This window comes from Actinobacillus porcinus, from assembly GCF_901764995.1.
GTDB lineage: Bacteria > Pseudomonadota > Gammaproteobacteria > Enterobacterales > Pasteurellaceae > Exercitatus > Exercitatus porcinus.
Genome location: NZ_CABFKI010000002.1, coordinates 241320 through 255304, shown reverse-complemented (window position 1 = coordinate 255304; position 13985 = coordinate 241320). Strand labels below are relative to the sequence as shown.

General features: G+C 39.4%; 13 protein-coding genes. 5 read left to right on the top strand and 8 right to left on the bottom strand.

From position 1 onward, the window contains the following. Positions 1 to 9: 9 nt before the first annotated feature. Complete coding sequence (locus E7T07_RS02725) at positions 10 to 855, top strand: DUF6792 domain-containing protein (protein WP_135709381.1); 846 nt, start codon at positions 10 to 12, stop codon at positions 853 to 855. A 547-nt stretch (positions 856 to 1402) separates the two neighbouring features. Here the strand turns inward: E7T07_RS02725 and E7T07_RS11245 are convergent. The 8 genes from E7T07_RS11245 to E7T07_RS02685 form a co-directional block, all read right to left on the bottom strand. Beyond that, positions 1403 to 1450 (bottom strand): hypothetical protein, encoded by a 48-nt coding sequence (locus tag E7T07_RS11245; protein WP_425455028.1) that lies wholly within the window; start codon positions 1448 to 1450, stop codon positions 1403 to 1405. Between the two features lie 252 nt (positions 1451 to 1702). After that, positions 1703 to 2848, bottom strand: a complete 1146-nt coding sequence (gene nagA, locus E7T07_RS02715; protein WP_135709379.1) for an N-acetylglucosamine-6-phosphate deacetylase — start codon at positions 2846 to 2848, stop codon at positions 1703 to 1705. 18 nt (positions 2849 to 2866) lie between these two features. After that, complete coding sequence (nagB, locus tag E7T07_RS02710; RefSeq protein ID WP_135709378.1) at positions 2867 to 3673, bottom strand: glucosamine-6-phosphate deaminase; 807 nt, start codon at positions 3671 to 3673, stop codon at positions 2867 to 2869. Between the two features lie 79 nt (positions 3674 to 3752). Beyond that, complete coding sequence (gene nanA / locus E7T07_RS02705) at positions 3753 to 4631, bottom strand: N-acetylneuraminate lyase (RefSeq protein WP_135709377.1); 879 nt, start codon at positions 4629 to 4631, stop codon at positions 3753 to 3755. 9 nt (positions 4632 to 4640) lie between these two features. Continuing rightward, a complete protein-coding gene (locus E7T07_RS02700; RefSeq protein ID WP_425455027.1) occupies positions 4641 to 5507 on the bottom strand; it encodes a MurR/RpiR family transcriptional regulator in 867 nt (288 codons plus the stop codon). Positions 5508 to 5550: 43 nt separating this feature from the next. After that, positions 5551 to 6021, bottom strand: coding sequence for an N-acetylneuraminate anomerase (gene nanQ, locus E7T07_RS02695; RefSeq protein ID WP_135709375.1), 471 nt, complete (start codon positions 6019 to 6021; stop codon positions 5551 to 5553). Positions 6022 to 6033: 12 nt separating this feature from the next. Then, positions 6034 to 6924, bottom strand: a complete 891-nt coding sequence (locus E7T07_RS02690) for an N-acetylmannosamine kinase (protein WP_135709374.1) — start codon at positions 6922 to 6924, stop codon at positions 6034 to 6036. Between the two features lie 10 nt (positions 6925 to 6934). After that, on the bottom strand, positions 6935 to 7624 hold the full coding sequence (locus tag E7T07_RS02685; protein ID WP_135709373.1) for an N-acetylmannosamine-6-phosphate 2-epimerase: 690 nt from the start codon (positions 7622 to 7624) through the stop codon (positions 6935 to 6937). A 350-nt stretch (positions 7625 to 7974) separates the two neighbouring features. Between E7T07_RS02685 and E7T07_RS02680 the strand changes: the two genes are divergently transcribed. From E7T07_RS02680 to E7T07_RS02665, 4 genes are all read left to right on the top strand, one after another. After that, positions 7975 to 8958, top strand: a complete 984-nt coding sequence (locus tag E7T07_RS02680; RefSeq protein ID WP_135709372.1) for a sialic acid TRAP transporter substrate-binding protein SiaP — start codon at positions 7975 to 7977, stop codon at positions 8956 to 8958. Between the two features lie 94 nt (positions 8959 to 9052). Further along, a complete protein-coding gene (locus E7T07_RS02675; protein ID WP_135709371.1) occupies positions 9053 to 10900 on the top strand; it encodes a TRAP transporter large permease in 1848 nt (615 codons plus the stop codon). A 120-nt stretch (positions 10901 to 11020) separates the two neighbouring features. Then, complete coding sequence (locus tag E7T07_RS02670; RefSeq protein ID WP_135709370.1) at positions 11021 to 12166, top strand: N-acetylneuraminate epimerase; 1146 nt, start codon at positions 11021 to 11023, stop codon at positions 12164 to 12166. Positions 12167 to 12800: 634 nt separating this feature from the next. Continuing rightward, complete coding sequence (locus E7T07_RS02665; RefSeq protein WP_135709369.1) at positions 12801 to 13898, top strand: porin; 1098 nt, start codon at positions 12801 to 12803, stop codon at positions 13896 to 13898. Positions 13899 to 13985: the final 87 nt, after the last annotated feature.

The following is a 13985-nucleotide window of genomic DNA, read 5'->3' as shown; positions in this document are numbered from 1 at the left end:
GGTAGGATTATGTCTAATGACAACCTAGCATTGTTAGCAGCTTCAGCATATGGAGAATTTCCTGAAATAAATAACCGTAAGAAAATTAATGAGAGTTTAAGAGAAAAATCTGAACTTTCTGATGAACAAGCTAGAAATTTTATAGACAATTATGACATTCTAGCTCATCAATCAAATACTGCTAGTGGCTACTCAGGAACTCTCGTTATAAATAAAAAGACTAATCAAATGTTTTTATTACATAGAGGAACAGAATTTTCTACAAAAGAAGATAAAATTGCCGATTTTGAATTAGCAATAACTGGGCTTCCTCAAAAACAAGTAGAAGATGCAAAGCATTTTGTTGATGACTTAATTAGGCGTAAAATTATTACACGTTCTTTTACCAATGTTTCACATAGTTTAGGCAAAACAATAGGTGATGCAATTCACTTCACTACAGATTTATCTGAAGGCTCTATTGGATTTAATGGCTCTGGCTTGTCTTTTTGGAAAGGTAGTTTAAATGTTGATTCTTCATCTCATTATATATCCGATGTTCCAGATTCGAGATTTGCTGACAAGATTAAAAATAGAATTTTTTTGGAAAAGTTAGCAAGAGAAAACGGGAATACATTTAATTTCAAAAAAAGGAACACAGTGAACTATGTTAGTAATGGAATTAGAATAGTTCCAAACAATATCATTTATGACCAGTTTGGTGAAGTGATTAACATCAATATAGGTAATGCCACTCATGCCATAACCCCATTTATAAATTCTATGGATAATATAGGTGTAATAGACAAAATAGTTGCTATTACACCCAAAACAGCTCAAATAGACAAAACAGTTGCCAATATTTATTTTCTTTAAATGTTAGCAACTTTTTCTATTTAGAAAATCCTGTATAAACAATACATTACGTATTTTATTTAATCCGTTGTGATTATTTATTTTTCGTTTAAGTTCACTAAAAAGCCCTTCTAAACGATTTGTTGTCCTTTCTATATTTAATTCAGGATATTTCTCATAGGTAAAAATATAATCCATATAACGCCTTAAACCGGCATAAGCACTTCTTACATTGCGATGTTTATAAGGAAAATAACCTTTTTCATTGGCTTTATCACTTCGTTCTTTTAAAAAATTTTGGTGTTTAATAAACCAATAATGTAATCGTAGATAAAATTCATTTTTTGAACTCTTTGTTAATGTTTTTACTATTATTTTTAATTCTTTTCCTGCTTGCGATTGATGCTTTTTTCTTAATTTTTGCATATCGATATATCTTTGAATAGTTCTGACTGAACAATGATATTTAATTGCGAGTTCTTTATAGGTTTGTTTCCCTAAAATATAATCGTTCCAAATTTTAATTGGATCTAATTTTTTCTTGAAGGAAAATGTTTTATGACACTTATTACAAAAAATATCGTTGAATATTATTTGATGTGCCATGTTTCTTTATTTTCGGATTTTGGCAAAATGGGCAGTTTTTTGTTCATATTTCAAAAATAGGGCTTAAAGCCTTGTACTATAAAGCTTTAAGCCAGTTTTTAGCAACAAATTTGTCTATTACACCTCATTTTGAGAGTTCACCTAGCACGCGCCGTGCTAGGTTCCTTAAGCCCAGCCCCGCTGGGGCTGACAGTAAGAGTCGTAGAGCAGAGCCGCAGAGCGGCTCAGATGAAGTAACCCTATACGGCTCGTATAGGGGGTATTAATGATGAGCACTTTTCCAGATACCATTTACCGCGGTACCGATCACTTGGAAATCTGCAGTAAATGCGGTGAGATTGGCAATTTTGCCTGTTTCAATGGAACCTAATTTATGGTCTTGATGGATGGCGCGTGCCGGGTAGAGATTGCACATTTTGAGTGCTTCGCTAAGCGAGACACCAACCTGTTCCACCATATTTTTGAGAGACTCAATCATCGTAATAGAAGCACCGCCTAACGCGCCATTGGCATCAAAACAACGTCCGTTTTCCACAAAAATCGGTTTGCCTACAAAAGTAAAGGTTTTAATATCCGAACCTGCCGCCGCCAGTGCATCGGTCACAATGCAAAGTTTGTCGCCTTTTAATTTTTGGGCTAAACGCACATTGGCAAAATCCACATGCACACCATCCACAATAATGCCTGTGTAAACATCCGAATCCAATACCGCACCGACAACGCCTAATTCGCGCCCCGAACTGATTGGTGACATGGCGTTATGCAAATGAGTGGCAAAACCGGCGCCCTGTCTAAAGGCTCTTTTTGCCGTATCATAATTGGCGTTAGAATGTCCAATGGAAACGATGATGCCTTTTTCCACAAATTCAGGAATATATTGCGCAGTAGGATTTTCAGCCGCTAGGGTGATTTTGGTAATCACTGCCGCATTATCCAGTAAGAATTGCTTCATTTCAGGGCTGATTTCACGAATATATTCAGGGCGATGTACGCCTTTTTTCTCCACACTTAAATAAGGCCCTTCCAAATGTAAACCTAACGCTTGGTTTTGATATTTCGCCAAATATTCGGTCATGATTTTGACCGCGGTTTTCATATCTTCATCGGGGGATGTAATAAATGTGGGTAAAAAACTCGTGGTGCCGGATTTCAGGTTGGTTTCCTGCATAATTTCAAGGGTTTGCACGCTGGTTTGATCATTAAACATCACGCCGCCACAACCATTAAGTTGCAAGTCAATAAAACCTGCCGTGAGATTATTGCCTTGCAGATCAATGGTTTCTATATTTTTATCTAATTCCTGCTGCGGAATAATGGCGTGGATTTTGTCATCTTTTACCACCACCGCATAACCGCGCAAGGTTTCCTGCCCCGTGTAAATCGTGCTGTTAATTAAAGCATAAGCCATATAATTTCATTTCTCTTATTAGTCTAAAACGCTGTGAATCGCGCGTTGTTCCAATTCCGTGAAGTATTTTACGGTTTTCACTTTTAATTCTTGCTGTGCAGGTTCATCACAAACAAGGATAAAATGACGATGTAATTGTAACGCGCTAATGGTCCAAAGATGATTGACCGAACCTTCCACACCTGCCTGTACCGCTAAAGCCTTGTTATGTCCCGTGGCTAAAATCATCACTTCTTCCGCGTCCATTAATGTCCCAACGCCAATAGTTAAGGCATATTTTGGCACGCTGTTAATATCATTATCAAAAAAGCGTGAATTAGCAATCAAGGTATCCGTATTTAGGGTTTTAATGCGGGTACGTGAAGTCAACGAAGAGGCCGGTTCATTGAATGCAATATGTCCATCTTGTCCAACTCCTCCCATAAACAAATGAATTTTGCCGTAAGATTTGATTTTTTCTTCATAACGGCGACATTCTTCATCATGATTATCCGTATTGCCATTCAGAATATTGATATTTTTTTCTTGAATATCAATATGATTGAAGAAGTTGTTATACATAAAAGAATGATAGCTTTCAGGATGTTCTTTAGGTAAGCCGACATATTCATCCATATTAAAGGTGACAACATGTTTAAAACTCACCTCTCCGGCTTGATAAAGTGCGATTAATTCTTGATAGGTTTTTAGTGGCGTTCCCCCTGTAGGCAAACCTAAAACAAAAGGACGATCTTCAGAGGGATTAAAGTGATTAATTCTATCAACAATATGGCGAGCAGCCCATTGGCTGACTTGTTGTTCTGTTTGTAAGGGAATAAGGCGCATGGGAAATTCTCCGATTAAATAGGAAAAACAGCGTGTGCCAATAGCTGTTCGGAAGAACACACGCTGCTTATATCTAGGATTATAAATATTTTTCTTTTAAGGCTTTTGCGACAGCAAGTTGTTGCTCTGTGGCCGATTTTGTCATTGGCTCTCGGCAGTAACCTGCGTCAACACCTTGTAATTTCAAGATTTCTTTAATGGTTAAATATAAGCCATTTGCCAAAATGCCTTCAATTAAGTCATTGGTAACATGTTGAATTTCACGTGCTTCGGCAAGTTTACCCGCCTGGCCTAATTCAAAAATTTGGCGAGCACGCACACCATTAATATTGAAAGTGCTACCAATTGCGCCATCCGCCCCAAGGGAAACTGCAGGCAACATCATTTCATCAAAACCGGCCCAAATGAGATGATTTGGGAACGCCTTTTTCAAACGTTCTAACAAATAGAAATCACCGGCAGTAAATTTCACACCCAATACTTTTGGATTTTTATAAAGCTCGCCAAATTGCTCAATCCCCATATTCACGCCGGTTAAGAACGGAATAGAGTACACAATCATATTATTGCCTGTTTCTGCAATAATGGTATCGTAGTAATGTTTGATTTCTGCAAAGCTAAATTTATAGTAGAACGGCGTTACTGCAGATAAGCTGTCATAGCCTAATTCTGTGGCATATTTACCCAACTCAACGGCTTCATGTAGATTTACGCTACCGACCTGTGCAATTAAAGCAATATCATCTTTTGCTTCATCTTTTGCAATACGAAAAATTTCTTTTTTCTCCGCGGTGGAAAGCATAAAGTTTTCCCCCGTTGAGCCCCCCACATACAAACCATCGACTTTCATTTTATCAATATTGTGACGGATAATTTCGCGCAATCCTTTCTCATTCACCGAACCATCTTCGTTAAAGGAAACTAATAATGCACTAAAAATACCTTTCAGATTTTTCATAACGTTCTCCTATTTTTGACGTTGTTCTAAAATAACATGTACGGTTTTTTGTTTTGCGGTAATGGCTTTTTCTTCTTCCGCTTGCACCAGTAAGGTGTAAATCAAATCCAATACAAAAGATTGGGCAATTTGCGTACCAATAGAATCACCTTGTAATAAGTATTGGCGGTTACCATTGTGCAAAACGTAATCGGCTACTTTGGTGATCGGTGAGCGCGCATTATGGGTAATTGCAATGGTTTTTGCACCTGCGTTACGAGCGATAGCCAGAGATTGCACGGTTTCTTCAGACTGCCCTGAATGGCTCAATCCAATCACCACATCGCCTTTGCGCATTAATGCTGCTTGCATGTACATAAAATGGTTATTGCTAGAGGCATCTACTTGCATACCGATCCGCATTAACTTGCTTTTTCCCCAAAGGGCAAGCAATCCCGAGGTTCCGACACCGTATAAAAAAATACGTTTAGCCAAACGCAATTCATTGACTACTTGCTCTAATACATTGAAATCAATAAGGTTAATAGTTTCACTCACGACCTTATTTAATGCCACTTGAATTTTATTCGCCACTAAATCCGGTTCATCATCACTGGCAATATCCGTATCTAATAAAGTTTGTACCGTTGGGTTTTGTGTAGCCAGTTCGATAGCAAATTCCATTTTGAAATCGCTAAATCCGTCAAATCCCAAACTGCGACAGAAGCGAATCATCGTGGCTTCACCTACATTAATATTTTTGGCAATATCCGCTAATGAACAGTTATTGATCAATTCAGGATTTTGTAAAATTTGCTCGGCGATACGTTTTTCTGTTTTGGTTAAGCTCGCCTGTAACGCCGCCATACGCTCTAAGATATTGCTTTTTGTCATAATTACTTCCTGCTGTTTGAATATTCACATCCCGGTGCGCCCTTAGCTATACTAATTCAACAGGGACTTTAACCACTAATTTTTTCAATTGCGCAACCCGACCATTTACATTGCAACAAGGTTTATGAGGTTCATAAGGATAAAACACCACAAATTGTTGCGGACGAACTTCAATCCAATTTTTATCGGCAATGGTCACGCTCGTAAGTTGGTAATCGTCTTCTTCATGATATTCTTCATATTGGCTTAAATCCGGTGTTTCAACGCCATATTCCATGCCGTCAATTCCGTCAATGATCAGTTGCACATCAATATAACGATGATGAAGTTCTGCTTTTTTATTTTCTGAAGCCTCGCTTGTTGGTGTCATCACATTCATAAAAATTTGCTCAGTGATGTCATGTCGTCCATTTTCTAAGGCGTGTAAATCAATCGTTTTTAAATAATCACAGACTTCCGCTAAAACTTTAGGTAAATCACGTTGATAATCTTGACGAGTTAAGGTTCCGATATACATAGTTTTTCCTTACTATTTAGTATTTTTATGATGAAAATTATATTCCCCCCATGCTGCTGCACCAATTAAGCCGGCATCACCACCAAATTGAGCAGTGCGCAATGGGCAACGATAAAAGTAGGGTTGCTTTTTAAGATATTTTTCTACTAAAGGCAAATAACCTTCGGCCAAGCCAACACTGCCGCCAATAACGATTTTTTGCGTATCTAAGCTAATGCGTAAATTGGCGATTAAATTAGCAATGGCTTTAGCAGAACGTTCCACAAGTGCGGTGGCTTTTTCATCATTTTGACGAAAACGCTCAAAGACTTCTTTTGGCGAACAAGGGTTGTCCCATTGGCTTGAAACCGCTTCAATGGCGCGTCCAGAGGCAACCGCCTCCACACAACCACGGCGACCACAACCACACATCACCTCATTCGGATCGGCTAACGTATGACCAATATGGCCGGCGACACCATTGGGTTCCGTCAGTAAGTGTCCATTTTGAATGATACCACCGCCTACGCCGGTTGAGACGGTAATAAACACAAAATTTTTCACCGCACTTTGATCTTCATGTTGATATTCTGCAAAGGCCGCCGCTTGCACATCATTAAGCAAAAAAATTGGTTTTTTACTTACCGAAGCCAGGTTGTCATACAAAGGAAAATGCGCTAAGCCACCCAGGTTTTTAGGATTAAGTGCGGTTAAAATACCTTGATTAATAATGCCTGTTGAGGCAACAGCAATATAATCAAATTTCCCTTGATATTGTTGCACAATATCTTTCAAAACCTGACGCATTCCACTTCCATCATGATCCTGTGGCGTGACAATTTGTTGACGTTGCGAAATTAATTGATTTTCGACTAATGCCACGGCAATTTTAGTGCCGCCAATATCAATGGCTAAACAACGCATAGTAATTTCCTTATTTTTTGGCTTGTTGGATCGCCTGAGCAAACCAACTGACAATATGCTCTAAACGCGTTAAGGCAGAACCCACAGTCACACAGTCTGCACCGGCTTCAATGGCAGAACGAGCGAGTTCAGGGGTATTATATCGCCCTTCGGCCATGACAAAACAGCCGGCTGCCTTGAGATCTTTCACTAATTGAAAATCAGGTTCTTCAGGGGTATGGTCACCTGTGTAACCGGACATTGTGCTGCCCACAATATCAAAACCTAATTGTTGACAATAAAGCCCTTCTTCTAAATTTGAGCAATCCGCCATCGCTAAACAGCCACATTGATGAATGCGTTCTACCGCTGCTTTTATAGCAACAGGGCGTGGGCGATTTGTTCCATCAACAGCAATAATATCTGCGCCTGCAGTAGCGAGTGCATCAATGTCATCTAAGAATGGGGTAATACGAATCGGGCTATCGGGTAAATCACGTTTAACGATACCAATAATCGGTACGGAAACTGTAGGACGAGTGGCTTTTAAATTATCAACGCCTTCAATACGTAAACCTGCTGCGCCACCAATGACAGAGGCTTGTGCCATTGCGGCAACAATATTAGGATGATCCATCGGGCCATCATCAACAGGTTGGCAAGAAGCGATTAACCCATAACGAATACGTTCCAATACATTTTGAGGATCTAATTTTGACATATCTACTCCATAAATCACGTGGTTGATGATGCTTTCTTTAGCCAATGATTCCCTATTCAGATTAACTATGGCATAAATCGCACATCCTTGTTTGTAGAAAGCGCGGTCAAATTTTCATTAGGTTGAATTATATCGTTAAAATTCCTTAAAAGAAAACATAAATTGGAGTTTTATTTCATCTAATGATTAAAATGTGAGCTTTGTCACAAATTTAGAAATAAAACTTCATTTTAAATTGAAAAAATGACTTTATTGCTTTATAACTGTAATCAGTGAATAGACGGACAAGTTGTATTTAGTGTTCATTTATTTGTTATCGCTTATTGGTTATGACAAACAAGGAGATATCCATGAAATTGAAACAATTTGCTCTTACTGCATTGGCATTGGCTATTTCAGGTGCAGCTTTTGCAGCGGATTATGACCTCAAATTTGGTATGGTAGCCGGAACCAGTTCAAATGAATATAAAGCTGCAGAATTCTTTGCGAAAGAAGTGAAAGACAAATCAGCCGGCAAAATTGAGATCTCGATTTATCCTGCTGCGCAATTAGGCGATGATCGCGTGATGTTGAAACAATTAAAAGATGGTGCGTTAGATTTCACCTTTAGCGAATCTGCCCGTTTCCAAATTTTCTACCCTGAAGCGGAAATTTTTGCTTTACCTTATATGATTCCAAATTTCGATACTGCGAAAAAAGCCTTGTTTGATACGAAATTTGGTCAAGGTTTGTTGTCAAAAATTGACAAAGAACTCAATATGAAAGTTATTGGTATCGCCTATAACGGTACGCGTCAAACCACCTCAAACCGTCCAATTAACAGCATTGCGGATATGAAAGGGTTAAAACTTCGTGTACCTAATGCGGCGACTAACCTCGCCTTTGCAAAATATGTTGGTGCCGCACCAACACCAATGGCATTCTCTGAAGTGTATTTGGCGTTACAAACCCATTCTGTAGATGGTCAAGAAAACCCATTGCCAACGATTCAAGCACAAAAATTCTATGAAGTGCAAAAATATTTGGCATTAACCAACCATATTTTAAATGACCAACTTTATTTGATTAGTAACGAAACCTTGAATGATTTGCCTGAAGATTTACAAAAAATTGTGAAAGAGTCGGCTGCCAAAGCGGCGGAATATCACACCAAATTGTTTATGGATGATGAAACTAAGTTAATTGAATTCTTCAAAGAGAAAAAAGTGACGGTTACCCAACCTGATCTCAAACCATTCAAAGCGGCCTTACAACCTTACTATGATGATTATGTAAAACGCACCGGTGATGCGGGTAAAAAAGCCATGGAGGAATTCTCTAAACTCTCTCAATAATGACCGCACTTTTATCACGCTATTTTCGTGAAACGAGGGCGTAGTAATGCGCCCTTAGCCCATATCGCTTAATGAGCCTGATTTCGGAGGCTTTATGAAATTCATCAATAAATTAGAAGAATGGCTTGGGGGTACGTTATTACTCATCATTTTCGCCATTCTTGTGGCACAAATTGTCGCTCGTCAAATTTTTGACTCACCGATTATTTGGAGTGAAGAATTAGCTCGGCTCTTATTTATTTATGCCGGCTTATTCGGGATTAGTATGGCGATTCGTAGCCAACAGCATGTGTATATCGATTTTCTCACGAATTTGATGCCGGACTATATTCGTCGTGCTACCAATTCCTTTGTACAACTCCTGATTTTTATTTCGATTGTATTATTTGTGCATCTTGGGTTTAAAACCTGGCTTGGCGCAACCTTTGAAATTGTTTCATTGGGCATTTCGGAAAAATGGCTCTATGGCGGTTTGCCGTTTATTTCATTGCTCATGTTTTTCCGTTTCTTACAAGCACAAAATGAGAATTTTCATAACAAATTAAGTTATTTGCCAGCGCTGTTTTTTGTCGTAAGTGCGGTGATTATTTTTGCTATTTTGTTCTTCCAACCGGATTGGTTTAAGGCATTGCGTATTTCTAATTACGTTAAATTAGGCGATTCAGCGGTGTATGTCACCTTGGGCATTTGGTTGGTGATTATGTTCCTGGGTACACCTGTAGGATGGTCTTTATTCATTGCCACTGTGTTGTATTTTGCGATGACGCGTTGGAACATTATTAATTCCGCTTCAATTAAATTAGTCGATAGTTTAAACAGTTTCCCATTACTCAGTGTGCCATTTTTTATCCTAACAGGGATTTTGATGAACACTGGGGGGATAACCACCAAGATATTCACCTTTGCCAAAGCTTTATTAGGGCATTACACAGGTGGTATGGGGCATGTGAATATCGGGGCAAGTTTGATTTTCTCAGGGATGTCCGGTTCTGCTTTGGCAGATGCAGGAGGGTTAGGGCAGCTTGAAATAAAATCCATGCGCGATGCAGGTTATGATGATGAGATCAGCGGAGGCATTACCGCAGCCTCTTGTATTATTGGCCCTCTTGTACCGCCAAGTATTGCCATGATTATCTATGGCGTGATTGCCAATGAAAGTATAGCGAAACTCTTTGTGGCCGGTTTTGTACCCGGTGTATTGGTCACTGTCGCATTAATGACCATGAATTATTTTGTGTCGAAAAAACGGGGATATCCAAGAACACCAAAAGCCTCAAGAGAAGAACTCTGCAAAGCCTTTAAAGAAAGCATTTGGGCAATTTTAACCCCTGTTTTAATTATCGTCGGGATTTTTTCAGGCTTATTTACACCAACGGAAGCCGCGGTATTTGCTTCAGCATATGCCATTATTATTGGTAAATTTGTTTACAAAGAATTGACCTTAGAAAGCCTATTTAAAAGTTGTATAGAAGCGATTTCTATTACAGGTGTAACCGCTTTAATGGTGATGACAGTGACATTCTTTGGCGACATGATTGCGCGCGAACAAGTAGCCATGAAAATTGGTGAAGCCTTTGTGGCTTTGGCGGATAGCCCGATTATGGTGCTAGTGATGATCAACCTTTTATTGCTGTTCTTGGGAATGTTCATCGATGCCTTAGCATTACAATTCCTTGTGTTACCAATGCTTATCCCGATTGCACAACAATTTGGCATTGATCTTGTGTTCTTTGGTGTGATGACAACACTTAATATGATGATTGGTATCCTCACACCGCCAATGGGAATGGCGTTGTTTGTGGTGGCTCGTGTTGGCAATATGTCAGTATCAACGGTTACCAAAGGGGTATTACCGTTCTTAGCACCGATTTTTATCACATTGGTATTAATTACGATATTCCCACAAATTATTACGTTTATACCGAACTTATTAATGCCTTAAAGTGCGGTGAAAATTTGGGGTAATTTAGCTGTTTACTCAATAGGGTCTGTTTATCTTTCAATAAAAGACTGCGTTGTGCCTAAAAAGCCAATATTTGTTAAATAGAAAAGGAGCTTTCCTATGAAATTCACAAAATCTCTTTTAGCTGTATCTGTATTAGGTTTAACTGCATTTGCTGCACAAGCCGCGCCATATCCTGATCTTCCTGTTGGAATTAAAGGCGGTGCGGGTGCATTGATTGGCGATACCGTCTATATTGGATTAGGTTCCGGCGGTGACAAATTCTATGCCTTAAATTTAAAAGAAAAAGATGCGCAATGGCAAGAAATTGCCGCGTTCCCAGGCGGTATGCGTAATCAAGCTACCGCAGCAGGCGTAGACGGCAAGCTTTATGTGTTTGGTGGTTTCCAAGATACAGCCAACCACAAAAATGAAAGCATTAATGATGCTTATGTTTATGATCCGGCCTCGAATATGTGGACAAAATTGCAAACACGTTCACCAAAAGGGGCGACAGCAGGAACCAGTGCGATTTCTGACGGTAAGAAAATTTACTTTGTGGGTGGCGTGAACCAAGAAATTTGGAACGGCTTATTCCAAGATGTAGCTGCAGCGGGTGGCGATAAAGAGAAAGAAAAAGCCGTTTTCGATCCTTATTTCAATTTACGTGCACAAGACTTCTTCTTCTCACCTGAAATCGCCAGCTATGAACCGGCAACAAATGTTTGGCGTAATGAAGGGGTGTTCCCATTCCCGCCAAGAGCCGGTGCCGCATTGGGACTTAAAAATGGTAAATTGCTCGTGGTTAACGGCGAAATTAAAGCCGGTTTACGCACGGCCAGCACAGAGCTAGGTACCATTGGTAAGGATGGTATTACGTGGAAAAAACTCGGTGATCTTCCTGCACCGGCAGGCATGGCACAACAAGATGGTATTGCGGCAGCCATGGGGGGCTATTCTAACGGACACTATATTGTTACAGGCGGTGCGAACTTCCCGGGTGCAAGAGCGAATTATGAAAAAGGCATTACTGATGCACATCGTACAGGCGGTTTGAAAAAAACATATCATAATGATGTGTATGCACTCAATGAGAAAAATGGCACATGGAAAATTGTTGGTAAATTACCAGAAAATATTGCCGCCGGTCTTGCGGTATCTTATGGTAATAAAGTGCTGTTGATTGGTGGGGAAACTGACGGCGGCAAAGCACTTACCAAAGTACAATCCATGTCTTATGATGGTAAAAAATTGGTTGTAGAGTAATAACTCTATGCTATACAAGGGGCAAATATTTTTGCCCCAGACCGTTGACAAACCCTATACGAGCCGTATAGGGTTACATAATCTGAGCCGCTCTGCGGCTCTTTTTTCAGCCCCAGCGGGGCTGGGCTTAATGAACCTAGCACGGCTCGTGCTAGGTGGTTTCCCAAAGATGAGCTTTGTCAGCAATCTGAGCCGCTTTGCGGCTTTTTACTTCAGTGGAGCTAGATTTAAGGAACCCTGTGCGGCTCGTGCTAGTTATTTTTTTCTTAAATTTGAATAAGTTCCATTCATTCTGTGATCCTCATCACAATCCCGTAAAAAAAGTAAAATAAACTTCTACTCCATTTATTTCACTATAATAAAGTTACACATCTCCAAATAAGTTCTTTTTTAACAATGGGTTATAAAATAGATCAAAATGTAACACTCCATGATAATTGTTTATTTTGTGATCTGCGTCACCTATGTACATAGGTGAATCAATATGTAACATATTGATTTAATTGTTCTTTTTTGATTTTTATGAAGTTTTTTGAATCTTTACTTCAAAAATAACCGTTTATATAGTACGTAGCAAGAAGAAATTCTCTTCTTAACTGGCAAAATGGTAAAACCTAAAACTAAGGAACATACTATGAAAAAGACACTTCTCGCATTAGCAGTTGCTGCATTCGCAGCCAGTTCAGCTCAAGCTACCGTGATTTATCAAAAAGACGGGACAAAAATTGATATTGATGGTCGAGCTCACTTTGAATTAATGAATAGTAAAGATAACCGCACAGATTTACGCGATGTTGGCTCTCGTCTCCGCGTTCGTGCTTATCAAGAAATGGGCGCAGGATTCTCCGCTTATGGTGGTGTTGAATTGCGCTTCTCTAAACTAGGTGGTGAGGCGGATAGTATTGGTTCAGATTTACGTGCTCATCGTCTCTATGCTGGTTTTATTCATAAAGACATCGGTACATTAACTTTCGGTCGTCAATTACATTTAGGTGACCATATTCCAAAAGCGAACTACACCTATGAATGGGGTAGCAACGTCTTCTTTGATGGTCACAGAAAAGCCGCAACCTTTATGTCCGCCAAATTTGCAGGCGTTCGCTTCGCGGCGGATTACTATTTTGGTAATTCAAATAAAGCGAATGGCACATCAGCCGGTGTACCAAACTGGGATCAAGGACAAGGCTATGGTATCGGTTTATTCTATGATGGAAAATGGGATGACTTAGCCGTTCGCTTTGGTTCAGGTTTCACTGAAGTACTTCAATCCAATACAGGTTTGAAAGCGGATGAATACAAATTGAAACGTGCCGGTATCGGTTTTGATGTGAAATATAAAATTGTCACTGTTGGTTTTGACTGGGCATACGGTAAGGTTGATAAAAAAGGCGTGGGCTCTAAAAATATCGGCTTCCAAAAAATTGCCGCATATAGTTACCCACCTAATGAGCCATCTAAGGAATTTAACAAAAACAACCGTTACTTAGTGGGCTTAAAAGTGGATGTCACACCACAAAATGCCATTTATGGACAATATTACTTTGCTAATGCGGACACTGCAGCGGCAGGGGATGATGATGTCAAAATGCGTGGTTGGATGATTGGTGCGGACCATCGCTTTAACAAACACGTTGCGGTTTATGCTGAAGGCGGTAAAGGTAAAGTTAAACAATCAGGTGTAACACTTAAAGATAACCATCGTGTACTCGTTGGTACTCGAATCATGTTCTAACATGATATAACAACTTGATGCTAATGTTTTTTTTCATTTGATCCTTCCCCCCATTTTTCTGTAATGGGGGGATTTTTTTGTATCTTT